The organism is Rheinheimera riviphila (assembly GCF_004005945.1).
GTDB lineage: Bacteria > Pseudomonadota > Gammaproteobacteria > Enterobacterales > Alteromonadaceae > Pararheinheimera > Pararheinheimera riviphila.
Map to the genome: position 1 here is coordinate 1 of NZ_SACS01000027.1, position 25,709 is coordinate 25,709.

The window sequence follows — 25,709 nt, forward strand, 5'->3', positions numbered from 1 at the left end:
TATTTGCGTAGGGCGTACTCACCGCGTTAGCGGTAGTACGCCAGTTTAAAGACTGCTAGCTGACTTCGCTGGCGTACTGATATCAAAATTTAGAGAATGGAGTTTCTACTTTCAGAGCGACCTGCGAGACCAAAAAATAGCCGAACACTGGGATATGTCAGAAACAAACCCAGAAATACCACGCCAACACCGAGCTCGCGGCAAAAACCTGTTGTTTTCACATAAGTTGCTAGCTGACTCAGATAATTGCGGGAACTTGGATCGGAAATCAGGTTGTCACAACTATTGGACATGACAGCATCGGCCCCCCAAGTTGCCATACCGATTCCCATACCAAGTATCATGATTGCGTGACCTATCACCTGACCGCTGGCTTTCGCCACGCCCGCACGAAAATATGCCGACCACCAGATGATCAGCAGCGAGATCACACACAGATTAAAAGCGATGCCAGCCATCACTTTGCGCCAGGACCACGGGTCAATGAAGATGGTCTTACCCACGACAGCAAGCAATATCATAAAAGCCAGAAAAAACCATTTCATAGAATGCACACACCTGGAATGTGGCTATAAGTTCGCAGCGATTTAAAGATCAATAGCAACGAGCTGTGGTTGATGGGATGATCGGTATTTTATAGATATGTATGTCTTTGTCACGTTCCTGTTTACCAAACCAAAGTACCGTCATGCACCTCAGCTACGCAAACAGCGGCAAGTCACAGTCTCGCTATTTAACCAGCTCGCCGGTGTCTGAAGTTTTTGCTGCAGTACCTGATCAAGCAGCGATTCGCCGATACTACAGGCCGGGCCGCTGGCGTAGGGGCCACTGTAAATAAGCTGCTTGTTCCGAAGCACAATCATCATCGGGGTTGCCGGAACTGCAATGCCGGCTTGTTGTAATTGCGTTGGGTTGAACGCGAGTTGCCGCAGCTTAGGTAGTTTGGTCAGCGTCGGTTGCAATTGTTGCAGATGATTTTCGGCCAAAGCGGCACAGCGACAATTCGGGTCCAGCACATTTAACAACAGGGTTTCACCGCTGCCGGCACCGCTCAGGCGCAGCAAAGCAGCCAGTTGTTGCGGATGCTGCTGCAGCTGTAATTGCGGGTCAAATTCGCCAACATCAGTCTGCCCCAATCGAAATAACAACACCGAACTTGCCAGCAACCAGAGCAATAACAGCGCCCAGCCAATGCGCAGTGAACTGAGCTTCACTGACTAAACCTGTTCGCTTCTTCTTGCAGCAATTGACTGATATTGCTGACCTGATCGGCACTTTTTAACACCTTTTGCCCTTGTGCGTACTGGCGTTCACTCATCTGGCTAAGCTGTTGTACGCTGCGGTCAATTTGTTGGCTGGACTGGTCTTGTTGCTGCAAAGTGGCGGTCATTTGTTGGGCTGTGCGTTCAACATGGCCCGCTTGCTGGCGGATGGTGTCGAGCACAGTATCACTTTGTCTGGCATAACCGATGGTAGTTTGAATTTGCGTTAGACATTGATCAACCGCCTCGACCGAATCCTGGCTGGCTTGCACCAACCTCGCAATCATCTGTTTGATTTCATTGGTAGAACCATGGGTTCTGGAGGCCAAAGTGCGCACTTCATCGGCGACCACGGCAAAACCCCGGCCTTGTTCACCAGCGCGGGCGGCTTCGATGGCAGCGTTGAGCGCCAGTAAATTGGTTTGTTCGGCGATGCTTTGAATTACTTCCAGCACCGATTTGATTTCGTTGGTGGACACGGCCATCTGATGCACTTTGTCCCTCGAACCTTGCAAAGTGCCGGTCAGGGTGTCAATTGAACCTATAGTGGCAGTGACCGCCGAGCGCCCGGCATCTGCTGAGTGACTGGCCTGACCGACCGTTTCCAGCATTAATTGTGACAACCGCACCGCTTCGGTGATCCCGGCCGACATCTGCTGCGTGGCATCGGCAATTCTATCCACCGCCTGTTGCTTATTCGCCAGATTGTCGGTCAGCTGATGGCCTTCTTCAAGCAGATTAGAACTTTCGAGGCTAAGTTCGCGGACCGAAGATTCAATGGTATTCACCGTTTGCGCCAGGGTACTGAGCACCCGGTTAAACTTGTTGACCAGCTTAGAATTAATATCCTGAGCGCGGCTGGAAATGGCAATTTTTTGGTCCGCGCTCACCAGTTGCTCGGTGACAGCAAACAATGCCTGACCTTCCATGCCCTCCCGCAAGCTACGTTTACAGATGACGATCAGCACCGCCGCTTCAATCACCACATACAAAGCGTGGATGACCACAATACCAAGATTGGCATCGCGCTGTGGTACCAGATACACCGGCGAGCCGTTGAACTGCAAATACATAAACAGCAGATGATGCACCGCAATCACCAGCGCCGCCGCCAGGATCACTTGCCAGTCGCGAAAGGCGATGAGCAGCGCCAGCAGCACAAAAATGCCAAAATGCAGTTCAGTTTTGCCCAGCGATAAATGGATATGCAAAGCGGCAAACAGCATAAAACTGATACCAAAAGCCAGCCGCGACAACAGCTGATCGCCAAAACTGCGATATAAAAACCATGGCAACACTAAAGACGGCAGTCCGACCAACAGCGCCGGTAACCAGCCTGTAAACAAGGCCGCTAACAGCAGGGTCAACAGGAATAACGCAAGATTCACCAGATTGGCGATCAGAAAGGCTTGTTGGCGAAAGGGCAGGATCATTGTGGTCATAAAGGCTCCGGGTGCAGGCATTTTCCATCAGCCATGACGCTCAAATGCGGTTTTTTCTTAAATAGAAATAAAGTGTCGGCTCTACGTTCTTAGTATGGCCTTGGATCGGCAACAGGCCTGGATATTTTGTCGGGGTGAAGGGTGAAGATTGCATGGCTGCCACCTGACTAAGTGACAGCCATGCAATGAGGAGTTATATCCGTTGCTCTATGCAGCTCGCAAATCGCCGCCGCCATCCGCTCACGGCAAGTAATAATAAGGCACTCCAGCCAACGCTGCCTCCACCGGAAGAACCTTGTTCAGCCGGTACCGGTTTGTTCACCAGATTTGAAACCGTGGGATCGGTATTACGGCTAAATTCCTGCAACGCAGTTGCGCCATCGTTATCACGGTCTGACGCCGCATCACCAATGTCCAGCGGGTTTAAGCTGTATTTGACTTCCCAGCCGTCCGGTAAAGTATCGCCGTCAGTGTCCGCTTTGGTTGGATCGGTTTTGGCGCTAAATTCCTGCAGATTGGTCAAACTGTCCTGATCCGGGTCTAATAACGCATCGGATTTGTCGAGTGGCTTGAGCCCGTATTGATGCTCAAAACCATCAGCGATCCCATCAGTGTCGGTATCCGCCTGATGCGGAAAGGTCATCAGTTCAAGCTCCAATATGTTGCTTAAACCGTCGTTATCCAGATCACCTTGCCGGTCATCTTTATACAGATCAAGCCGATAGCGCAATTCATCGATATCGCTGATACCATCGTTATCGTCGTCAGGGTCCTGAGAATCCGGGATACCGTCTTTGTCGTGGTCCAACAATAATGCTGTTTCCGGCTTTGGACCTACGATTGCCGCATTGTGGAATACCGATTCCAGACTGTTACCATTGTTGTTTTTGATGGTATAGCGGATCGAAGCAAGAGCAGCAGTGTCCGGCAAGGCAAATTCACCCCGGAATACCGGCAGCGTCTCCGCATTTGGTGTCGTGAGCTGCATGCTCAGAGGCAACCATTGACCTTGATAGTGAATTTCGGCGCTGACCGCATCAATCTTATAGCCACTTACTTCAAAAAAGCCGGTGCCTTGGCTGATCAGCTGACTTGGTTGGTTGTCATAGCCGAGCCGAACCTGACTTAACAACATGTCGTGATTGTAATTTTTTGCCAACATTATCATGCGACTGGATGATGTGGTCTGTTGATCCAATAATGCGGTTGTATACTGAATTTCAACTTCGTAACGATCGCAGACATTTTCAAAGGTAAACGAAAATTCTGTCGACTGCCGTTTGCTACCGGGCTGATGGTCGCAGCGCAGCAGAGAATAGTACTGTACTGGGTCTTCTGCTGATGTCCGGTGTTCGATAAAACTGCCATAGATATCTCTAAGCGGGTGAACGCGAACCGTAAAATTGGGGACACCACCATAAAGATAACCAAAAAAATTCGCCCAATGCGGCAGGGTCGTCAAATACTGTTGACCTTGTGGATTGACGTCGTAGGTGATTGGTTTATCAAGAGAAAGGCCAAACTGATTCCACTGCGAAAATTTTGAAATGCCGTGTTGACCGCTAAAACGCCAGTTGCTGCCCGACACACTTTTTTTATAATCATTGGCATCGACCCATACCTGAAACAATCCCACGCCATAATAGGGGATCGAAGATGCAGCGGTCCCATAGATACTCAGTGTCGCATTCTGATTTGCAGCAACTAAAGCAAGTCTGCTGCCATAACCGACAGTAGCGGATCTGTCTTCCCTGGCGAGGTTATAGCCGGTTAATTCACGAATAATGATGTAGCTAAAACTAAGACTCTGCGGAAATGGTGCTGCGCCCACCTGTGTCACCAAGCGGTTTTGGTTTTTGGCATCAAGTTGGATGATTTCGCCACTCTTCATACCGGTGTATCGCTGCGACCAGCTATACAGCTGAATATCGTCCGGTTTGGCACGGGTATCTTGCCAATAAGCGGCAACGGCTAACTGAAACTTGTCGGAAAATGGCGAGATCAGCAAAGACTGCCCCTGGGTCAGCTGCGGACCGGAAGTTGTGCCCCAGCTGTTGTCTCCGAGGAAACCATTCATTTGCAAGAAATAAACCGGCTTAGACTGATGCCTGATTTCCAGCGCATGGACACCGCCGATAAGAGATTCCAACGGTACCGGTGAACCGTCACGGTCGCTGATGGACTCTAAATAGATTTCATGAATTGCCGTAGCAGGGTCGATAGTTAGCTTTTGTTGCTGATTAATCTCTTGTTGTTCTTTCACCACAATCCGCTGTTTTGCACCCATCGCATAGCTGGCGATGAAGTCAAAAGTGCCGGTTGGCATCCGCAATCCCATCCCACCCCAGGCGCTGCCGTTAAAATACCTGTTGCCCGCTTCATCATAAATTTGCAGTTGATTGATGTAATCGGTGCTGTCAATTTCAAGCGAATGGTAGGCCAAAAAGGTCAGTGCAAGTCGGTAATTCGTTTGTTCATTGCGGATATTCAGCGACAAATCTTCGACCACATTGCCATTGGCTGGCATTTGATAAATTGCGGGGTCAACAGTCAATTGGATCTGGACTTCCTGACTACCACCGGCTGTCAGTGCGATAGTACTGGCTGGTATCATCGTTAATTTAACGCCTACAGGCAGCGTTGGTTGTTCGATTCGTACAGTGGTACTGGTTGCAGCTGTATTGTGGATGACCAACGCTTGTTGTTGTACCCACAAGGCTTTGCTGCTGTCCAGCTTACCAAATGAAATCGACTGCGGACTGAAGGTCAAAGTCGCATTGGCTGCGGCTAGTGCGTCCAAGCGGCCGCTGCCTTGCGCAGCCAACGGTTGTTGTAAATCTTTGGCGCTGTTGACCAACAACGATTTAATTTGTGCCGGTGTGCGGTTTTTTTGCTGTTGTTTTAATAATGCTGCAGCACCTGCCACATGAGGTGCCGCCATCGAAGTCCCACTTTTATAGGCATGCTGGTTGTTCGGTGTCGTTGAGTTAATGAAGTCACCAGGCGCAGCGACATCAGGTTTAAACACCAGATCACTGGCGCTGGGGCCGCGCGAACTGAAATCTGCCATCTGATCAGCCTGGTTACTGGCACCGACGGTAATTGCCAATTCGGCGTTACCCGGCGAGCCAACTGCATTGGGCTTTTTACCGTCATTACCTGCAGAAATAACCACGACGATACCGGCACGCGAGGCGTTATTCGCGGCAATCGTTGATAAATCATCAAGGTCACCTGGCCCACCCAGACTCAGATTCACCACATCCAGCGCGTCCTGGGTCAGCGGGTTTTGGTCAGGATCAGCGGCGCGTTCTAGTGCCTGAATGATATAGCTGGTAGGGCAATATTGTGCACAAACCCGATAGGCGTATAAAGTTGCTTCTGGTGCCACGCCTTTAACCTTGCCATTGGCCGCGATAATACCGGCGACATGGGTACCATGACTGTCAGTATCTATAGGATCAGCATCGTTATCATAAAAGTCATAACCACCGGCAACTTTACAGCCATCACCAAAACAACCGCCCAGATCCGGATGGGTGTAGTCAATACCGGTATCAAGGACCCCAATCCGGATCCCGGTGCCGAGTAATAATTGGCTTTGAAGATTGGTCTTTTTCCAAACCAGATCAGCGCCAATCAGTGGTACCGATTTATCCAGATGTAGCTGCAGTTCGCGATCCGGATGGACTTTCCTTACACCGGGCACAGCGGCAATTTTGGCGAGATCTTGAGGTTTGGCGGCAACAATCAGAGTGTTGACCAGGGTATGAGTGCTGGCAAACGTCTCGGTAATCAGGTCGTTGTGTTGGAGTTGTCCGACTAGTTGCTGTTGTTCAGCCTGTGCCTGACGATCCAGTTGTAACAACACCGGTGCAGCGATTGCTGCCATAACGGGTGTCGTAGCGACACGGCTGGTGTTATCTATTTGTAATTGTGTTAGCTGTTGCAGTTGTATCTGTTCGACTTGTTGCAGTAACGTCGGTCCTTCGAGTTCGATGATATATCTTTGTTGGCCGTCAGGTAGCACCCTCAGGGGTTCTTGCACCACTTCACCGGCTTTTGTCTTAATAAGTCGAAAATGCTCGGTCGGCTGCTTGGTTTGCTGAAAAATACGGCTATTCGATGGTTGCGCCTGGCATACGAAAACAATGGACAGTAGCGCCAAAATAAAACTACGTTGTAGCAAGTTGTACTCCATTACGGCCACAAGATAGCCTGTTTTGTTAATATGTTTGAGTAAAGTGATTGTAATCTTAACCGAGAGGCAATTTAAGGTAAAATTTTTTCAGGCTCAACAAGGAAATTGTCGCGGTAGTTCAGGGCAATTCAGCGCTTAAGTTCACAGTGTCAGAATTGCCTTAACGCTTTCCAAAGCAATAATTCTTCCTATAAACAATCAATTACAATTGTTTTGGCCCAGATCGCATGACGCAGAATTCTGGCTATGCTTTAATCAGCCATATACCCTATATGCTGGTTTCTGTTGATGTTGAGTCAATTCCCTGATCGCCAACAACATGCTGAAAAAAAGCCTCAGTCGTTGCTAAAAGCTTGTGGTGGGAAGCTGCTGTTAGGGGGCGCTGCATGTTTGTTGTGGCTATCAACTGTTCAGGCACAAGAGCCCATTCAAATCAAAAAACAAACCAGGCAAGTACAGCCTATGTTGTGGCTGACCGATGCTGTAAATAATCAACCGGTGTATAAAACCAGTCAGCCGGTGGATGTCAGTGGCGCGACTTTACAGCTGATGTTACCCAAGTTGGCGCAGTATCAAATACAAACCATGGTGGTAAATAACCAAAGGGCGATGGACTTGTTAAAAGCCCGGCCCAATGCTTGCGCGGGCAACAAAATTATCACTTCAGAGCGGCTGAATAACAGTTATGCCTCGAAGCTGCCGCAGGTGGTGTTTCCGGGGCTGCGGATTTTTAGCAGAGCTGATTCTGTGGCAGCCAAGATCATGGCCGAAATGCTGGATGCACAAGGCCGGATCAGCGTACGAAAGGTGTTGCTGGAGGCGCATAAATTAAGGTTTGTGGTGGTCAGTGGCCGCAATTATGGCGCTGAACTGGATGCGCTGATTGAGGCGCCACAATGGCAAAACCGCTTTTGGCAACGTGAGGCGGACGATATGGCCGCCGGGGTGGTGGATATGGTCAGAACTGGTCGTATTGATCTGATGCTGGAATATCCTAATGTGGCTGCGCATTATCAAGCACAGCAAACGGATGGTACCAAGCTGGTCAGTTATGCCATCGCTGAATCGCCGGCCTTTTTACTGGGGCATATCCTGTGCTCGCGCACTGCCCAAGGCAAGGAAATGCTGCAACAGTTTGATGCCGCGCTGGCCGATGTCACCAAAACCAAAGCTTATCTGGACGCCCATTTACGTTGGTTTGCCCCAGATTATCATGCGGAATTCCGCAAGATTTACAACCAGGTTTATCACACCAGCTTTTGAATACTACCTTGGCTCATACTGCTTCGCCTTCGTCGTTTTAAGGAGGAAGCCGCGTTGGATCCAGCTGGTTGCAATTAACCCACCGCTCGTCCCATCAGTTCCAAAGTTCCCAACATCGCTTCATATACTGCAGGCTGAAATTTCTTAGATGCAGGACAAGGTGATGGATTTAACCCGCGCCAGTTGTAAAAACCCGGCCGCTACCTTAGTGGTGGTGGTGTTGATTGTGTTGTTTGGCGCTTTGGCCTTGCTGAAACTGCCGATCCAGCTATTGCCGGATTTAGATCGGCCGCAAATTTTTATCAATAATGGCTGGCGCTCGGCAGCGCCGCAGGAAATGGAAGCCACCATTATTGAGCCGCAGGAAAATACTTTACGCGCCGTGCCTGGGGTGGTGGAAGTGCAAAGCGAAGTTGGTGCCGGTTTTGGCTTTATCAGTCTGACCTTTGAAGTCGGGCAGGACATGCAGCGGGCGATGTTGGACGTAATCAACGCGCTGAATCAGGCGCCACCCAGGCCACGTGAAGCAGCCGAGCCGGTGATCACGGTGGGCAGTGGTCGCGGCAGTGTGGCTTCGTTACTGATTAAACAAATGAACCCCAATGCGCCGGATGATTTTGGCCCTTATCTGAAGTTTATCCGCGACAACATTGGCCCGAAGTTTCGCGCTATTCCCGGGGTGTCCAATGTCGATTTAGCCTCAGATTTACCGAAAGAGCTACACATCACTTTTGACCCCTACAAAATGGCGGCGCTGGGTATTACCATCGACCAACTGCAATCGAATATCAATCGCAGCAGCAATGTTTCCGGTGGTTTCGCCGATGTTGGCCGCCGTCAGTACACAGTGCGCTTTGAAGGTCAGTTTAACGAGAGTGATTATGGCCGGATGATTGTGTCTTACAATCAGGGACGACCGGTGTATCTGTCGGAAGTTGCTACCATTGAAGTTGGGATGCCGGAGCAAGCCGGTTTTACCAAACGCAATGGTTTTCCGGCTTATTACCTGACGCTGGAGCGCGGTGACAACTCCAATACCGTGGCCATTCTGGATCAGGTGAATCTGGCGATCACCGAATTAAACCGCGATCTGCTGCACCCCAAAGGCCTCGAAATTGAACTCAGTTTTGATGCCTCTATTCACATTCGCCGCGCGCTGGCGCTGGTCAATTCCAATCTGTTAATGGGGGTGCTGCTGAGTCTGATCACGCTGTGGTATTTCCTGCGCGGCTGGAAAGCGACCTTGCTGATTGGCCTGACCATTCCGGTGTCGTTGTTGGTGGCGATTTTGGTGTTGCAAGCGATGGGACGCAGTCTGAATATTGTGTCGCTGGCCGGGTTGGCATTTGCGGTGGGGATGGTGCTGGATGCCGCGATTATTGTGCAGGAAAATATCGTGCGGTTGCAGCAAAGTGGCATGGCGCTGCGTCAGGCGGTGCTCAAAGGCTGCGCTCAGGTGAAAGGGGCTTTGTTCGCTTCCACCGTGACCACTGTGGCAATTTTCTTACCGGTGCTGTTTATGCAAGGGGTGGAAGGGCAGTTGTTTTACGATCTGGCGCTGACGCTGGCCGTGGCGGTGGCAGCGTCGATGTTGGTGGCGTTAACGGTGATCCCGGTTGCCAGTTTACGCTGGTTTCAGCAAGCGCCAGAGCAAGGTGATCCGCTGCAGCAGTTGTGGCGTCGATTAGCGACAGGCGTTAACCGGCTGACCGGAACTTTGCCCAAAGCGCTGGGCTGGGCCGCGCTTTTGGTGCCAGGCGCGGCCTTGTTGGTGATGTTACTGCTACCGAAAGCGGATTTCCTGCCGCAGGCCAACTCGGACGGTATTTTCACCGGCTTTCAGCTGCCGCCTGGTGGCAATATCAAAGTGATGGAGCAGGAAATTGGCCAGTTATTGGTGCAGCGGCTGAAACCTTATTATCAGGATAAAAAGTATCCGGCGATCAAAGGCTATAACCTGTCGATGTTCCCGGCCTTTAATGTGCTGTTTATCTACCCGGAAGATCCGCGGGCGGTTGAGGATATGCTGACCTTGCTGCGCACCGAGATTCTGAAAGATTTACCTGATACCACCTCTTTTAGTTTTCGCGCCTCTTTACTGAATTTTGGCTTTAATTCCGGCCGTGAGATGTTTCTGGATTTTCAGGGGCCAGACACTGATTTACTGATGCAACAAGCCGAACAGGCGATGACGTTGCTGCAACAAAAACTGCCGGAAGCCACCATTCAGGCGCAACCTGGACTTGCCCAAAACCAGCCGGAGCTTCGCATCGTGCCGGATGAGCTGAACATCGCCAAAGCCGGGGTTGATCGCTTTACCGTGGCCAATGCGGTGCGGGCGGTGACCGATGGCATTTATGTCGGTGAGCAGTTTGACGGCAATGAGCGGATGGATATTATTCTGCGTGCCGCGCCCTGGCTGACGCCGGAGCAATTGCAGGCGACACCTTTATATACCGGTCAGGCCGGTGTGCAAACCATTGGTCAACTGACCAGTATGCAACGTTCGGTTGGGCCGACCAATCTGCTGCGGGTGAATGGTTTGCGCACCGTCAGTCTGCAAATCACCCCGCCTGCCACCATGGCGTTGGCCGATGTGATGCAGCTGGTACAGACTGAAGTGGTGCAACCGCTGCGCTTAACTGCCGACGAAAATCTGACCATTGGCTTTCGTGGCAGTGCTGATCGGTTGCAAGCCGCCATCAGCACCATGGCTGCGAATTTTGTGATCGCGGTGTTGATCCTATTTTTACTGATGGCGGCGATGTTTAAGTCGGTGCCAGCCAGTGCGCTGGTGATCCTGACGATGCCGATGTCGTTGCTCGGCGGGGTGATTGCACTGCGCTTGTTAAATCTGGTGACGTTCCAGGCACTGGATTTACTGACGATGATTGGTTTTATCATTCTATTGGGGCTGGTGGTGAACAATGCCATTTTGCTGGTGGAGCAATATCGCAGCAATCTGCAGGATGGCCTGGATCTGAATGCTGCTATCGATGCCGCCATTCAAATCCGTGCCCGCCCCATTTACATGAGTACCCTGACCACCATTGTCGGCATGTTGCCATTGATGTTAGTGCCAGGCGTTGGCACCGAAATTTACCGTGGTCTGGCGACCGTGATTGTCGGTGGTATGACGTTCAGCGCCATCTTCACTTTAGTCCTGATGCCATCTTTGTTGCGGTTAAGCGCCTGGCGTTTAACTGCAGCCCCAACGAACACCGCCGCTACAAAAACCGCAGCTACAAAAAACGGAGTATTCAATTATGAAAACCTTTAATTTGCTGATGCTGGCCATCGCTATTGGCACCTTGTTGCAAAGCCCATTGCTGCTGGCGGCTGAAGACGCTGCTGAAGTGAAACCAGAAGTACCACCAAAAGTAGTCAGTGTGGCGCCGGTGCGTTCGGTCGAAGTCAGCCCGCAAATGATGGTGTCGGGTCAAGTTTACAGCCGTTTTCAGTCGAATTTAAGCGCCGGTGTCGACGGCCGGTTGGACTGGATCGCTGAACCTGGAAGCACAGTTGCTGCCGGTGATGTATTGGCGCGACTGGATGCCAAGCCCTTGCAACTGCGCGCCAACGAATTGCAGGCGCAGTTAAAACGCTCGCAAATTAATGTCACCCGTTTAGGCAAAGAGCTGGCGCGACTTACCACATTGGTCAGCAAACAGCTGATTTCGCAAACCCAGCTGGAACAAATGCAGGCCGATTTTGACTTGGCAAGCGCGGATGTCGAGCTGGCACGGGCATCGTTGGCGCAGTTGCAGGATCAACTGAGCCGTACTGAACTCAAAGCACCGTTTGCCGGGGTGGTCAGTAGCCGCGCGCATCAGGTCGGTGAAGAAGTCAGTCGCAGTGAAACCTTATTGCAGCTGGTGAATTTAACCGATCTGGAAGTGCGGGTATTTGCGCCTTTGGGTTACGCCTCTTTTCTGACGCCGGGCCAAAGTTTACCGGTGTATCGGCAGCAAGGTGAAACCAGTCTGAAATTAACCTCGGTGATCCCGGTGTCGGATGTACGTTCACAAACCTTTGAAGCCAGGCTGCTGATTGACGCCAAAGTAGCCCGTGAATTTCAGGTCGGGCAATTGGTCAGCGTGGCTTTACCCACCGCGGCTGCGGCGGTGAGTCATGTGGTGCATCGCGACGCGCTGGTGCTGGGGAAAAATCAACATGCGGTATTTTTGGTGCAGCAGGATGCGAACAACAATTCAGTTGTGAAGCGGGTTGCAGTGGTGCCGGGTCAGGGCCAGGGTGAATGGTTGCAGGTTGATGCGCCGTTACGCCAAGGCGCCTTATTGGTGGTGCGTGGCGCCGATACGCTCAAAGATGGCGATAAAGTGCGGCTGTTGTCGGATAAAGAGTTTACGCTTGCCGGTAGTCAATAACGGACATTGCGGCGGATGGAGATGGAGACAAATTGTCTTCATCGGCCGCTGCTTCAGCCGCTTCGCCAGGAAAGGCAAGCTGCAAAGCGGAGGTTGCCTGCACGCAGCAGCTCAGTACTTCATCGGCGCCCACACTAAATTCACTGTGCAGCACGTTGCTGCAGCTGCCTTCGATGACTCGCAGGGCACAAGCGCCACAAGAACCGCCGCGACAGTCATAGGGTACTTTCACGCCACTGGCTAGCAGCGCATCCAGCACTGAACTGTGGCCTAAGCTATTAGCTTGCGCCGATCCCAGGGTGATGGCAAAACTTTGGGTACTGTGGGCTGCGCTAAACAGCTCGTGCCGTACCTTGCGACAACCTATATCCGCTAAACCCTGTTCCAGCGTCAGCACCATCTCGGCGCTGGCGCAGATCAGATATTCCGCTTGCTTGCCGCCAAGCTGCGCTAACTCTGCCGCGGTAATCCGACCATGACGACCAGGCCAGTTGCCATCGGGCTGGCTAAGCACCGGCAAATACTGCAACTGAGTTTGGGCGGCGAAACGCCGTAATTTACGATGTTGGAGTAAGTCATGACGCTGGCGCGCCTGATACACCAAAGTGACCGGACGTTGCTGGCGCAGTGCGCTATTGATCATCGGCAACAGCGGCGTAATGCCAATACCACCGGCCACCAGCACCAGGGGTGTTGCTTTGAATGGTTGCCGGGACAGCCGAGCCAATAGATTCCGCAGACTAACCGCCGGTCCAAAATGACCTTTTGGATAACTGCAGCTCAACAATTGCCCCTGGCTTAGGTTCTGGGCTAATAGCGGCGTCAGCTTGCCACCTGCTTCAATTTTGATCGCCAGCATATAATAGTGGCGTTGCTGGCAGTCGCTGACCAGCGAATAGGCCCGGCTTAGCGGCTGTCCTTGTTGATCCTGACTAAATAATTGCAGATGTTGGCCGGCTTTAGCCTTGGGTAATAGCTGGCCACTAGGGTGGCGCAGCCAAAGTTTTAGCACATTACCTTGCCGGCGCAGCCGGTACAATTCCAGCTGCTGTTGTTGTTTTTGCCGGCGCTGACGATAACGGCGACGCCAACCGTCCTGAATGCCATAGGCCAGATACAGGCTTAGCCCGACAATGATCAGCAGTATCATGGCAGTTGACGACATAGCAGTGAACGACATGGTGGCCTCAGCAGGATCCGATCAGCATGCGGATCGGGCATTTATCGGGAACAATCAAGAGCGGCTATTTTAGCAATTTTCTATTTTAGTGCAATTGAGAATTGTTATTATTTGATGTGTGTGAGTGGTTACTACGCTGCTAAGGCTTATTTTTAGGCGATTTTCTGCGATGGCAGCGGTGAATGATCTGCGGATCTGGCGGTTATTGCAGGTTTTTTAGCTTGATTTTGATCATTGCCGTGAATTTACTGCCAGATCGGGATCTTTGCCGTTGATCTACGTCCCAGATCTGTCGTTTTCAGCAACTTATCTGGGTACTCGCCAAGCCGCAGTACGCCATCCACCGAGCCGCAAAAATCCGGCTGCTTGGTTACCCGAGGCGCAGGGTCGTTTTTGCAGCATTCTATTCGTAATCCCAGCCATAAACCCAGGGGCCGTAAGCCAGCAGTGCTTGTGACTTGTAACCCCGTTGACGGTTTTTCCAGATTAGCGCCATTAGCGTATACAAGAAAAATCTAATTAGATCAGTGATCTAAAGATCCTGCTGTCACAAGTTTGCCCGAAGCAGCGTCCATCGCAGTCGCGCGGGATTGATCTTGGGTTATGCGTAACGTTTTTGCGCCAAGCTCGCTTCAAAAATTCTGCAAACAATCCTGGATCACCATTTTTTACCACTTTTTTTAAAGTCACTGCGCTAAGCCGCGTGGTTATTGGCTTTTATTCGATCATTGAAGTGGGGTTTTACCTTGACAAGGCCGAATTCAGCGCCCTAAACTGTATCATTGTGGAGATTCGTGGGTGAAAGTGGATCTTTACCGGATCGATCTTCACTGGATCATCGATTTTTATCGGATCAGTCTTACTGGATCATTCGCACTGGATCGTCAATACAACAAAATGGGATCAACATGTTTCGTGGATCATTTGCTCTAAGCCTGGATGACAAGGGCCGGTTGACGCTTCCAACGCGTTACCGCGATAGCCTGTTGTCTGAAACTGGCGGCGCGCTGATCTGCACCATTGATCACAAAGATCCTTGCCTGTTGTTGTACCCGCTGACCGAGTGGGAAGAAATCGAAGAAAAATTGAAAAGGCTGTCCAGCTTTAACCCGCAGGAACAACGCCTGAAACGGTTGTTATTGGGCCATGCCACCGATTGCGACATGGACAAAAACGGCCGTATTTTATTACCAGCCACCTTGCGCGAGCATGCTCACCTGAGCAAAAGCCTGCGCCTTGTCGGCCAATTGAACAAATTTGAGATCTGGGACGAAGAGACCTGGCATCAACGGGTTGCCGAAGACATGGCCACCGAAAAAGAAATGGCCATCGCCGGCGACGCCGAACTTTCAGAACGACTACAGGATCTTTCATTGTAATGACGCAGCAAGCACACATTTCCGTCTTGCTGAACGAAGCAATCGACGGCCTCAACATTCAGCCCGGCGGAATTTACCTTGATGGTACTTTTGGCAGGGGAGGGCATAGCCGGGTCATTCTGAGCAAGCTCGATACCGCTGGCCGATTGTTCGCCATTGATCGTGATCCACAAGCAATTAAATCTGCGGAAGAATTTGCATCTGACAGCCGTTTTCATATCAGCCACACCGCTTTTGCTGAACTGGGCAATGTTGCAACTGAGCAAGGGATCAGCGGCCAGATCGACGGCATTTTGCTGGATCTTGGCGTGTCGTCACCGCAACTGGATGACGCTGAACGTGGTTTTAGCTTTATGCGTGATGGTCCGTTGGATATGCGGATGGATCCAACCTCTGGTATTTCCGCCGCTGAGTGGCTGGCGAAAGCCGATGTCGAACACATTACTTTTGTGCTGCGCGAATACGGCGAAGAAAAATTCGCCTGGAAAATCGCCAATGCCATCGTTAACACCCGTGCTGAGTCACCGTTGACCCGCACCAGCCAACTTGCAGCACTCATTGCAGCCACGGCACCAAAAAGTTTTAAAGAGAAAAAACACCCGGCGACCCGCAGTTTTCAGGCGATCCGCATTTATATCAACAGCGAACTGGAGCAGGTCAAAACCGCTTTAGACGCTGCGCTCGCGGTATTAAAACCTGGTGGTCGGCTAGCGGTGATCAGCTTTCATTCGCTGGAAGATCGGATGGTGAAACAGTTTATGCGGTTGCACAGCAAACCTCCGGCCGTGCCAAAAGGTTTGCCGCTGACCGAAGCGCAACTGAAACGGCATTTGCCACTGGCGTTGGTGGGCAAAGCCATTATGCCGTCGGATGCTGAGCTGGAGCAAAATCCACGGGCTCGTAGTGCCGTGCTGCGCATCGCACAGAAGAATCCGTTATGAGTAGCATCAAACTCAACAAACTGATTTTACAAGACATTGGCAACCATAAGCTGCTGTTTGTGGTGTTAGTGATGCTGGTGTTGTCGGCGATGGCGGTGGTGGAATTTACCCACCAGAACCGACAGCTGACCATCCAACAAGACAAATTATTCCAACAACGCGACGCTTTAGAAATGGAATGGCGCAATTTACTGGTAGAACAACGGGCTTTGTCTGAACACAGCCGGGTTGAGGAGATTGCCCAGTTGCAACTCCAGATGGTTCGACCAACCGGGCAGCAGGATATAGTGGTGGATGAGCCATGAGCAGACAAGCGAAAAACCGTAAACACCCAACCGTGATCAGCTGGCGCTTTGCCTTTGTGGTGCTGTCGTTGTCGACGGTATTTTTTGGTTTGGTTGCCCGTGCTGCTTATTTACAAGTGGTCGAGCCGGATATGCTGGTGGAACAAGGTGACTTGCGTTCGCTGCGGGTGAAATCGGACGAAGTGCTGCGTGGCATGATTTTAGACCGCAACGGCGAAGAGCTGGCCGTCAGTGTGCCGGTCGAGTCTGTGTATGCCGATTCGAAAGTGGTAATGCAAGCCAATGCCAAAGGGGATAATCGTCGTTGGCATGCGCTGGCAGAAATGTTGCAAATTACCCCGGAGCAACTGACTAAAAAAATCGCCACCGATCCGAAAAAGCGTTATGTCTATTTGCAACGGCACGCCAGTCCGGCGACTGTCGATTACATCCGCAAATTAAAAGTACCCGGCATTTATTTTAAACAGGAATCCCGTCGCTATTATCCGGCCGGTGAAGTGGCAGCGCATATTTTAGGTTTCACCAACGTTGATGATCACGGTGTTGAAGGCGTGGAGCGGCAGTTTGATCAACAGCTAAAAGGTATTGATGGCCGCAAAGTCATCCGCAAAGACGCCAAAGGTCGCGAAATTGAAGTGTTGGAACAAACTGATGCCACTCAATCGCGTAATTTGCAGCTGAGTATCGACCAGCGCATTCAGGCGGTGGCCTATCGTGAACTGAAAAAAGCCGTGCTGACCTATGGCGCAACTTCTGGCTCTATCGTGCTGGTTGATGTGCATACCGGTGAAGTGTTGGCGATGGTCAACAGCCCTTCTTATAACCCGAACAATAAAAAAGGCACTGCGGTGCATCGCTTCCGCAACCGCGCTATTACCGATACTTTTGAGCCAGGCTCTACCATTAAACCTCTGCCAGTTCTGGCGGCACTGGAAAATGGCACTGCGGACTTGAATACCATTATTCCAACCGGACATGGCCCGATCCGGGTCGGCGGTGGTCGTGTAGTGGACGTCACCGGCAATGGCGATCTGGATTTAAAAGGCATTATCCGCCGTTCCAGTAACATCGGTGTGACGCGGTTAGCACTGAATATGCCACACGAAGATTTGCTAAAAATGTATTACGACATGGGTTTGGCTGAAGATACCGGCCTTGGTTTATTAGGCGAAAGTGCTGGTCAGCTGCGTGAACGCGCGCGTTGGTCGGAGCATGAACGTGCCACTTTATCCTTTGGTTATGGTTTATCCGTCACCGCTGTACAGTTGGCGCGGATTTATGCAGCCATTGCTAATGGCGGTACAGTGCGGCCTTTGACCATTTTAAAAACTGACAATCCACCACCGGGTGAGCGTGTTGTTGCCGAACATAATGCCGATGCGATGGTCGAAATGTTAGAAGCGGTCACTGAAAAACGTGGCACCGGCACCCGCGCTAAAGTAGCAGGTTATCGTGTTGGCGGTAAAACAGGTACTGCGCAAAAAGCCATTGCCGGTGGTTATGGCAGTGATTATATCGGATCCTTTGCTGGTATTGGCCCGATTTCTCAGCCACGACTGGCCTGTGTGGTCATTATCAATGAACCTAGCGGCGACTATTACGGTGGCGGTGAGGTAGCCGCGCCGGTGTTCAGCGCAGTGATGGGGGCTGCGATGCAGCTCCTCAACCTGCCCCCTGACGGCAATGACAGCCGCATCTCAAAAGTGACCGGAGGTCCAGATGCAGGTTAACCGACTCGAACCCCGACTCGAAGCATGGTTATCCCCGTTTAAAGCGACTGTCGAAGGACAGTCGCTTTGTGCGTTAGAAAACCGGCCAGAAATTTTACCGGGGGCGCAGCTGTGCATTAACAGCAAGCAGTTGAAAGATGGTGATATTTTTCTAGCGTTACCGGGCATCACCTGTCACGGCAATCAGTTTATCCACGCCGCCTTGCAACAAGGTGCAGCCTTGGTGATCACCGATCAGCTACTGCCAGCGCAAAACGATTTGCAGTACGATCCGCGGGTGTTGTTGTGGCCAGATCTGGCTGCTGTACTGCCGGCTGTGGTCAGCCGCTTTTACCTGGAAGCGGCCAGTCAGTTAAAACTGGTTGGCATTACCGGCACCAATGGTAAATCCAGCACCGCGATTTTTGTGAATCAGCTTAGCCGGTTACTCGGCGAGCGCGCGGCGGTGATCGGCACCTTGGGGTTTGGCGAATTTCCAACTTTCACACCACTACAAAACACCACACCACATCTAGTTGATTTACATAAAATATTCTCCGGGATGCGCGCGGCGGGCTGCCAGTTAGTGGCGATGGAAGTATCGTCGCATGCGCTGGTGCAAGAACGGGTGGCCGGTTTAGATTTTGCGGTGGCGGTGTTTACCAATTTAAGCCACGACCATCTGGATTATCACGGCACCATGCAGGCGTATTTTGAAGCCAAAGCCATGTTATTCCAGCCAGAACTGGCCAAAGCAGCGGTGATTAACGTCTCCGATGAATACGGTAAAAAACTCGCTGCCAGTACGCCGTTGCAAACACTGGCTTACGGCCGATTGGCCGATTGTCAGGGTTTTACCCGTTATCTTGGTTATGACCAGCTACAAACCGATGGCCATGGTTTTCGCTGTCAGTTGCATAGTCATTTAGGTCATTTCCAGCTGCATATTCCGCTGCTGGCCGAATTTAATGTGCAAAACGTGTTGGCAGCGATGGGCGCCCAGTTGCTGCTTGGACATGGTTTGAGCGATATCATCAAAGCGGTATCGCGCCTTGTGGCCGTGCCGGGCCGGATGGAGCAATTGCAATTTCCGGATGAGATCAGTGTGGTGATCGATTACGCCCACACGCCGGATGCGCTGCAACAAAGTTTAGTCGCGCTGCGCCAGCAAAGTCGTGGCCGGCTCTGGTGTGTGTTTGGTTGTGGTGGTGATCGGGATAAAGCAAAACGTCCGGTGATGGGACGCATAGCCGAACAATACGCAGATCATGTTATCATTACCGCCGACAACCCCCGCACTGAAGCTGTGATCGATATCTGCAATGATATTGCCGCTGGTATGGTGACCGGCGCCAACTGCCAAATTGAAACTGACCGAGAGTCTGCCATTAAGCTGGCGCTGATTGAAGCGCATGCCGGCGATATGATTTTGGTCGCCGGTAAAGGTCATGAGTCTTATCAGGTGATTGGTTCCACAGTGCGGGATTACGACGAACGTAAATTTATCAATAGTTTATTGGCGGAGATGTGCCGATGATCAGCCTTCATTTAGCTGAAATTGCTCCTGCGTTAGGCGCCCGTTTACAGGGTGCTGATCTGGCGATTTCAGGTGTCAGTACTGACAGCCGGCAAGTCAGTGCCGGTGATTTGTTTATTGCGTTAAAAGGTCCAAATTTCGATGCGCACCATTTTATCGCTGACGTGGTTGCCAAAGGCGCAATCGCCGTGGTGGTGGAGCACGAAGTGGCTGATTGCACGGTGCCACAACTGCTTGTTGCCGATACTAAATTGGCACTTGGCCAGTTAGGCGCGTTGGTGAAAGCCAGACTGGCGCCAAAAGCGGTGGCAGTGACCGGCAGTGTTGGCAAAACCACCGTCAAAGAAATGATGGCGGCTATTATGTCGCGCATTGGCAACGTGCTGGCCACCGCCGGCAACTTTAATAATGAAATCGGCGTACCGCTGACGTTATTGCGGCTGGAACCAGACCATCAATATGCGGTGATGGAGCTTGGTGCTAACCACCTGGGCGAAATTGCCTATACCACTTCTTTAGTCAAACCTGATGTGGCGATGATCACCAATGTTGCCGCAGCACACCTGGAAGGTTTTGGCGATTTGTTTGGGGTCGCGCGGGCCAAAGGTGAAATTTATACCGGTTTATCATCGAACGGCCTGGCAATAGTGCCGCTGGACAGTGAATTTCATAGTTATTGGTTACAGCGGTTAACCCATCTGAAAGTGCACACTTTTAGCATGGAGCAGCAAAACGCTGATTTTTATGCGGAAAATATTATGCTCGATAGCCAGGGTTGTGCCGGTTTTAATATGCACACGCCTTATGGTCAGCGTTTTATTCAGTTGGTGCTGCCGGGCAAACACAATGTCAGCAATGCGCTGGCGGCGGCGGCCGCAACCCTGGCCCTTGGTGCCAACATGACCGATGTGCAGTTAGGTCTCGCGGCAATGAAGCCGGTGAAAGGCCGGATCAACGTGCATCAACCACGCGAAAATCTGCGGATTATTGATGATACCTACAATGCCAATTCGGAATCGGTGAAAGCCGCGACGGATTTATTGGCGTCTTATACCGGCACCCGCATTTTAGTGCTGGGTGATATGGGCGAATTAGGCCCGGACGCGCGGTTGTACCATGAAGAAGTGGGCATCCATGCCAAACAGGCCGGAATTAATCAGCTGTTCACGCTCGGCGTGTTATCTCAGAACGCCAGCGAGCAATTTCATGCCCAGGGTGCGCATTTTAGTTCGCGTCAGCAGCTGGTGACGAAGTTAACGCCGTTTTTAAATCTCAATACCGAAGTGTCCATTCTGGTGAAAGGCTCACGCAGCGCCAAGATGGAGTTAGTTGTCCAGGACTTGCTAGAAAGATGTCAGCAGGAGACAAGCGCATGTTAGTTTGGTTAGCCGAGTATCTCACTCAATATATCAATGCGTTTAACGTATTTAGTTACTTAACCTTCAGATCCATTTTGGGCATTCTGACAGCGTTATTCTTAAGCCTGTATTTCGGCCCAAAACTGATTGCCGCTTTGCAAAAGCTGCAAATTGGTCAGACCGTGCGTGATGATGGTCCGCAAAGCCATTTCTCTAAAAAAGGCACTCCGACCATGGGCGGGTTGCTAATTTTAGGATCGATTGCCGTCAGTACGCTGCTGTGGGCCGATTTATCCAACAAATACGTCTGGGTGGTGTTGTTTGTGCTGGTCAGCTACGGCTGGATTGGCTTTGTCGACGATTACCGCAAAGTGATCCGCAAAGACCCCAAAGGCCTGATCGCGCGCTGGAAATACTTCTGGCAGTCGGTGTTTGCCATTATCACCGCCTTTTTCCTGTACGCCACTTCGGACCGTCCGGCTGAAACCAGCCTGATTGTGCCTTTTATGAAAGACGTGTTGCCGCAACTGGGCCTGTTTTTCCTGGTCACCACTTATTTTGTAATGGTGGGTTTTAGTAACGCCGTCAACCTGACCGATGGTTTAGATGGTTTGGCAATCGTACCCACCATTATGGTAGCGATGGCGTTTGCCATTATCGCTTACGTCAGTGGTAACGTGGTGTTCGCCAGTTATCTGCATATTCCGCATTTACCGCTCACCTCCGAATTGGTGGTGGTCTGTGCCAGCATTGTCGGCGCCGGGCTGGGCTTTTTATGGTTTAACACCTATCCGGCGCAAGTGTTTATGGGCGATGTTGGCTCGTTAGCGCTGGGCGCCATTCTGGGCGTGATTGCGGTGCTGGTACGCCAGGAAATCGTGCTGATTATTATGGGCGGCATTTTTGTGATCGAAACGCTGTCGGTCATTCTGCAGGTGGGTTCATACAAACTGCGTGGCCAGCGGATCTTCCGGATGGCACCCATTCACCACCACTATGAATTAAAAGGCTGGCCGGAGCCACGGGTCATCGTGCGCTTCTGGATTTTATCGATCATTTTTGTGTTAGTAGGTCTTGCGACCTTAAAACTGCGTTAATCAGGTGCATGGCATGACGAAGTTGTTTCAGGGCAAAAAAGTAGCTGTATTGGGGTTAGGCCTGTCGGGTCTGGCCACGGTGCGCTTTTTGCTGAAACAAGGTGTGAAACCAACGCTGATGGATACCAGGTTAAAAGTCAGTGGCCTAGACGCTGTGCCCGCGGAAAAAGTCGATGGCATTTATTTAGGTGAACTCGATGCCAACCGCTTGGCGAAGATGGATGTGATTTTGGTGAGCCCTGGTCTTGATTTATCGCATCCCGCCATTCGTTTTGCCGCAGCGCAGGGCACGCAACTGATTGGTGATGTTGAATTATTTGCTTTAGTGAATCAAAAACCAGTGCTGGGCATTACCGGCTCCAATGGTAAATCGACCGTCACCACTTTAGCGACTTATATGCTGGAGCAAAGTGGCATCAAAGCGCTGGCGGCCGGTAATATTGGTTTGCCGGTGCTGGACGCGCTGGCCGAAACTGAGACTGAAGTGTATGTGTTGGAGCTGTCGAGTTTTCAGCTGGATACCACCTATAACCTGCGTTTAGTCGCGGCCTGTAATCTGAATGTGACCGAAGATCATCTGGACCGGCATGGCTCGATGGCGGCTTATGCTGCCGCCAAACAACGGATTTTTCAGCATGCGGCGTTGGCGGTTTATAACGCTGACGATGCGCTGACTATACCTCAACATCAGCCTCACTCTCAGCCACGGCAGCTGCAGCAACAACAGGCGCTGAGCTTAACCGGCAGCGATTATGGCGTGGTTGAAGTGAAAGGCGAGCGCTGGTTACAAGTGGCTGGTACGCCGCTATTGCCAGTGGCAGAAATGTCGTTGGTTGGTAAACATAACCAATTTAATGCGTTAGCAGCGGCAGCGTTAGCGCTGGCGGCTGGCGCTAGTCGCGAAGGCGTAGCGTCGGCGCTTCGCACTTATCAAAGTTTGCCACATCGTTGCACTTTGGTCGCCAATCAAAACGGCATCCGTTTTATCAATGATTCTAAAGCCACCAATGTTGGCGCCACTTTAGCGGCGATTGCCGGATTGCGCTCTGATGTTCCCGGTAAACTGATTTTAATTGCCGGCGGTGATGGCAAAGGCGCTGATTTTACTGAACTTGCTGCGGTGTTAAAGGCGCAGGTGGATGTGCTGATCACCCTTGGCAAAGATGGTCCGGCCATTGCTGCATTGGTGCCGGGTTCCATAGAAGTAGCGGATTTAGCGGCGGCGGTGAAAGTTGCTACAGGCTTGGCGAAAACCGGCGATTTAGTGTTGTTATCACCTGCCTGCGCCAGCCTCGACATGTTTAAAAATTACGAAGAGCGGGGCCGGTTATTCGCCGAGCTGGTGCAGAAGGTGCTGGTATGAAGCAACTGGCACTGAATTGGTTGAGCAATATCGGCGATGATATCGCCCATTGGTGGCAAGCCGAAGATGGTATTAGCTACGACCGGTTTTTCTTCACCTTAGTAGTATTGCTGTTGTGCGTTGGTTTTGTGATGGTCACCAGTGCGTCAGTACCGGTGGCGGAACGGTTGTTTGATAACCCACTGCATTTTAGTATTCGTCACGGCATCTACATGTTGATTGGTTTATCGCTGGCTTATGCCGTGCTCAATATTCCAATCCAATGGTGGCATAACACCAATTTATTGCTGCTGGTGGTTGGTTTACTGGGCTTGATTGCAGTGCTGGCGGTCGGTCGAAACGTCAATGGCAGTACCCGTTGGTTGTATCTCGGGCCTATTGGTATTCAAACGGCAGAACCGGCTAAGTTATTCTTTTTTGTCTATTTATCCAGTTATCTGGTGCGTCGCCACGACGAAGTACGGGAAAACTTAAAAGGTTTCTTAAAGCCGCTGTTTATCCTGTTTGCCTTTGCTGTGCTGCTGCTGATGCAACCGGATTTAGGCACAGTGATCGTGATGTTCGGCACCAGCGTGGTGCTGCTATTTTTAGCTGGCGCTAAGCTGTGGCAATTTTTCGGGCTGATTTTTACCGGTTTGATGTCGATTGCAGTGCTGATTATTTACAGCGAATACCGCTGGCGGCGGGTAACGTCTTTTCTCGATCCCTGGGCCGACCCTTTTGGTAGTGGTTATCAGCTGACCCAATCTTTAATGGCGTTTGGCCGCGGTGGTTGGTTTGGCCAAGGCTTAGGCAATTCGGTGCAAAAGCTTGAGTATTTGCCCGAGGCACACACCGACTTTATTTTGGCGGTGATTGCCGAAGAAACCGGGTTGTTTGGCGTGATGATGGTGATGTCGCTGCTGTTTTTGCTGTTTGTCCGCGCCTTGTGGATTGGCAAAAGGGCGCTGCAAAAAGGTTTAAGTTTTCACGGTTTTCTGGCGTATGCGCTGGCGATCTGGATTGGTTGTCAGACGTTCGTGAACGTTGGTGTAGCTACCGGCGTGTTGCCGACCAAAGGTCTGACGCTGCCATTTGTCAGCTCTGGCGGTAGTAGTCTGATTTTAATGCTGATTGCCGCGGCCATTATTCTGCGGATTGATTTTGAAGTGCGCCTCAAAGGCAAACATGCCATTAGCGGAGGTCCGCATGATTAATAGCAATGGACCTACTGCTTTAATTATGGCGGGCGGCACCGGTGGCCATATTTTCCCGGCGCAGGCGGTCGCGAAGTTATTGCATGCACAAGGCTGGACCATTCACTGGCTTGGCACTGCCGATCGGATGGAAGCGAAATTAGTCCCTGGTTTTGGCTGGCATTTTCACGCCATTCAGGTCGGTGGTTTGCGTGGCAAAAGTATCAAAGCACTATGGAGTGCGCCGTTGATGTTATGGCGTTCAATTTGCCAGGCGCGCAAAGTGATTCAGCAGGTACAACCACAATTGGTGCTGGGGTTTGGCGGTTACGCCAGCGGCCCAGGTGGATTTGCCGCCTGGATGAAAGGCATTCCGCTACTTATCCATGAACAAAATGCGGTGGCTGGGACCACCAACAAATTGCTGGCGAAATTGGCGCAGCGGGTGATGGTGGCGTTCCCAACGGCGTTTAGCAGTCTATCGCAGCGGCAAGTGTTGGGAAATCCGGTACGCAGTGAGTTAATTGGGCTAAAAACTGAGATTAATTTCAGTAAAGGCTTAAATATTTTGATCGTCGGTGGTAGTTTAGGCGCTAAACCACTGAATGATATTTTACCGGCGCAGCTGAAGCAGGTCGCGGCTTGTGGGCCTGTTCAGGTCAAGCATCAGACCGGCCAGGCGATGTTAACGCAAGTGCAACAAAGTTACGCGGACGCGCCGGCATCGCTGCAAGTGGAAGTGACTGCTTTTATTGAAAATATGGCGGAATCCTACCGCTGGGCTGATGTTGTGATCTGCCGTGCTGGCGCTTTAACCGTCAGCGAAGTGGCTTGTGTCGGTGTTGCTGCCATCTTTGTGCCACTGCCAAGTGCAATTGACGATCACCAGACGGCGAATGCCAACTGGCTGGTACAACAAGGCGCTGCTATGTTGTGGCCGCAAATAGATTTAAATAATGAGAAGTTAGTGTCGCTGCTGCAAAGCTGGTTGCTTGATAAAACGCCGCTTGCGCACATGGCACAACGGGCACGTTCTTGTGCCATCGACGACGCGGCCGAACAGGTCGTGGCGGTTTGTCGACATGTGATAGGGTTGAAATAATATGAAT

At 51.3% G+C, this 25,709-nt stretch carries 18 protein-coding genes; 13 read left to right on the forward strand and 5 right to left on the reverse strand.

The genetic code is table 11. The features are described from left to right. Positions 1-89: 89 nt before the first annotated feature. The 4 genes from EOE67_RS18190 to EOE67_RS18205 form a co-directional block, all read right to left on the reverse strand. On the reverse strand, positions 90-545 hold the full coding sequence (locus EOE67_RS18190; RefSeq protein ID WP_127700755.1) for a hypothetical protein: 456 nt from the start codon (positions 543-545) through the stop codon (positions 90-92). A gap of 150 nt (positions 546-695) precedes the next feature. Then, on the reverse strand, positions 696-1,214 hold the full coding sequence (locus EOE67_RS18195; protein ID WP_127700756.1) for a DUF6436 domain-containing protein: 519 nt from the start codon (positions 1,212-1,214) through the stop codon (positions 696-698). Beyond that, positions 1,211-2,704 (reverse strand): methyl-accepting chemotaxis protein, encoded by a 1,494-nt coding sequence (locus tag EOE67_RS18200; RefSeq protein ID WP_127700757.1) that lies wholly within the window; start codon positions 2,702-2,704, stop codon positions 1,211-1,213. Before EOE67_RS18200 ends, EOE67_RS18195 begins: the two co-directional genes overlap by 4 nt. 193 nt (positions 2,705-2,897) lie before the next feature. Beyond that, positions 2,898-6,752: a S8 family peptidase gene (locus EOE67_RS18205; protein ID WP_164852433.1), complete on the reverse strand. Its 3,855-nt coding sequence runs from the start codon at positions 6,750-6,752 to the stop codon at positions 2,898-2,900. Between the two features lie 441 nt (positions 6,753-7,193). Between EOE67_RS18205 and EOE67_RS18210 the strand changes: the two genes are divergently transcribed. The 3 genes from EOE67_RS18210 (at position 7,194) to EOE67_RS18220 (ending at position 12,556) form a co-directional block, all read left to right on the forward strand. Then, a complete protein-coding gene (locus tag EOE67_RS18210; protein WP_127700758.1) occupies positions 7,194-8,168 on the forward strand; it encodes a transporter substrate-binding domain-containing protein in 975 nt (324 codons plus the stop codon). Between the two features lie 163 nt (positions 8,169-8,331). Beyond that, positions 8,332-11,448, forward strand: a complete 3,117-nt coding sequence (locus tag EOE67_RS18215; protein WP_127700759.1) for an efflux RND transporter permease subunit — start codon at positions 8,332-8,334, stop codon at positions 11,446-11,448. Further along, entirely contained in the window at positions 11,435-12,556 is a 1,122-nt protein-coding gene (locus EOE67_RS18220; protein ID WP_127700760.1) for an efflux RND transporter periplasmic adaptor subunit, read from the forward strand. Before EOE67_RS18215 ends, EOE67_RS18220 begins: the two co-directional genes overlap by 14 nt. Here the strand turns inward: EOE67_RS18220 and EOE67_RS18225 are convergent. Further along, complete coding sequence (locus EOE67_RS18225) at positions 12,534-13,736, reverse strand: iron-sulfur cluster-binding domain-containing protein (RefSeq protein WP_127700761.1); 1,203 nt, start codon at positions 13,734-13,736, stop codon at positions 12,534-12,536. The two genes, EOE67_RS18220 and EOE67_RS18225, sit on opposite strands and share 23 nt — an antisense overlap. A gap of 908 nt (positions 13,737-14,644) precedes the next feature. On the opposite strand from EOE67_RS18225, the gene mraZ reads away from it, so the two are divergent. The 10 genes from mraZ to murG are packed head-to-tail and all read left to right on the forward strand — an operon-like array spanning position 14,645 to position 25,702. Next, on the forward strand, positions 14,645-15,115 hold the full coding sequence (mraZ, locus tag EOE67_RS18230; protein ID WP_068062147.1) for a division/cell wall cluster transcriptional repressor MraZ: 471 nt from the start codon (positions 14,645-14,647) through the stop codon (positions 15,113-15,115). Beyond that, positions 15,115-16,056 (forward strand): 16S rRNA (cytosine(1402)-N(4))-methyltransferase RsmH, encoded by a 942-nt coding sequence (rsmH, locus tag EOE67_RS18235; RefSeq protein ID WP_127700762.1) that lies wholly within the window; start codon positions 15,115-15,117, stop codon positions 16,054-16,056. The genes mraZ and rsmH overlap by 1 nt, the downstream gene beginning before the upstream one ends. Beyond that, positions 16,053-16,361: a cell division protein FtsL gene (gene ftsL / locus EOE67_RS18240; protein ID WP_068062141.1), complete on the forward strand. Its 309-nt coding sequence runs from the start codon at positions 16,053-16,055 to the stop codon at positions 16,359-16,361. The genes rsmH and ftsL overlap by 4 nt, the downstream gene beginning before the upstream one ends. Next, positions 16,358-18,091 carry a penicillin-binding transpeptidase domain-containing protein gene (locus EOE67_RS18245; RefSeq protein ID WP_127700763.1) on the forward strand — a complete coding sequence of 578 codons (1,734 nt, stop codon included), beginning with the start codon at positions 16,358-16,360 and terminating at the stop codon, positions 18,089-18,091. The genes ftsL and EOE67_RS18245 overlap by 4 nt, the downstream gene beginning before the upstream one ends. Next, on the forward strand, positions 18,081-19,607 hold the full coding sequence (locus EOE67_RS18250) for a UDP-N-acetylmuramoyl-L-alanyl-D-glutamate--2,6-diaminopimelate ligase (protein WP_127700764.1): 1,527 nt from the start codon (positions 18,081-18,083) through the stop codon (positions 19,605-19,607). Before EOE67_RS18245 ends, EOE67_RS18250 begins: the two co-directional genes overlap by 11 nt. Beyond that, a complete protein-coding gene (locus EOE67_RS18255; protein WP_127700765.1) occupies positions 19,604-20,986 on the forward strand; it encodes a UDP-N-acetylmuramoyl-tripeptide--D-alanyl-D-alanine ligase in 1,383 nt (460 codons plus the stop codon). The genes EOE67_RS18250 and EOE67_RS18255 overlap by 4 nt, the downstream gene beginning before the upstream one ends. After that, a complete protein-coding gene (mraY, locus tag EOE67_RS18260; protein WP_127700766.1) occupies positions 20,980-22,062 on the forward strand; it encodes a phospho-N-acetylmuramoyl-pentapeptide-transferase in 1,083 nt (360 codons plus the stop codon). Before EOE67_RS18255 ends, mraY begins: the two co-directional genes overlap by 7 nt. 13 nt (positions 22,063-22,075) lie before the next feature. Beyond that, positions 22,076-23,425, forward strand: a complete 1,350-nt coding sequence (gene murD / locus EOE67_RS18265; protein ID WP_127700767.1) for a UDP-N-acetylmuramoyl-L-alanine--D-glutamate ligase — start codon at positions 22,076-22,078, stop codon at positions 23,423-23,425. Then, positions 23,422-24,621, forward strand: coding sequence for a putative lipid II flippase FtsW (gene ftsW / locus EOE67_RS18270; protein WP_127700768.1), 1,200 nt, complete (start codon positions 23,422-23,424; stop codon positions 24,619-24,621). The genes murD and ftsW overlap by 4 nt, the downstream gene beginning before the upstream one ends. Next, entirely contained in the window at positions 24,614-25,702 is a 1,089-nt protein-coding gene (gene murG, locus EOE67_RS18275) for an undecaprenyldiphospho-muramoylpentapeptide beta-N-acetylglucosaminyltransferase (RefSeq protein WP_127700769.1), read from the forward strand. The genes ftsW and murG overlap by 8 nt, the downstream gene beginning before the upstream one ends. Positions 25,703-25,709: the final 7 nt, after the last annotated feature.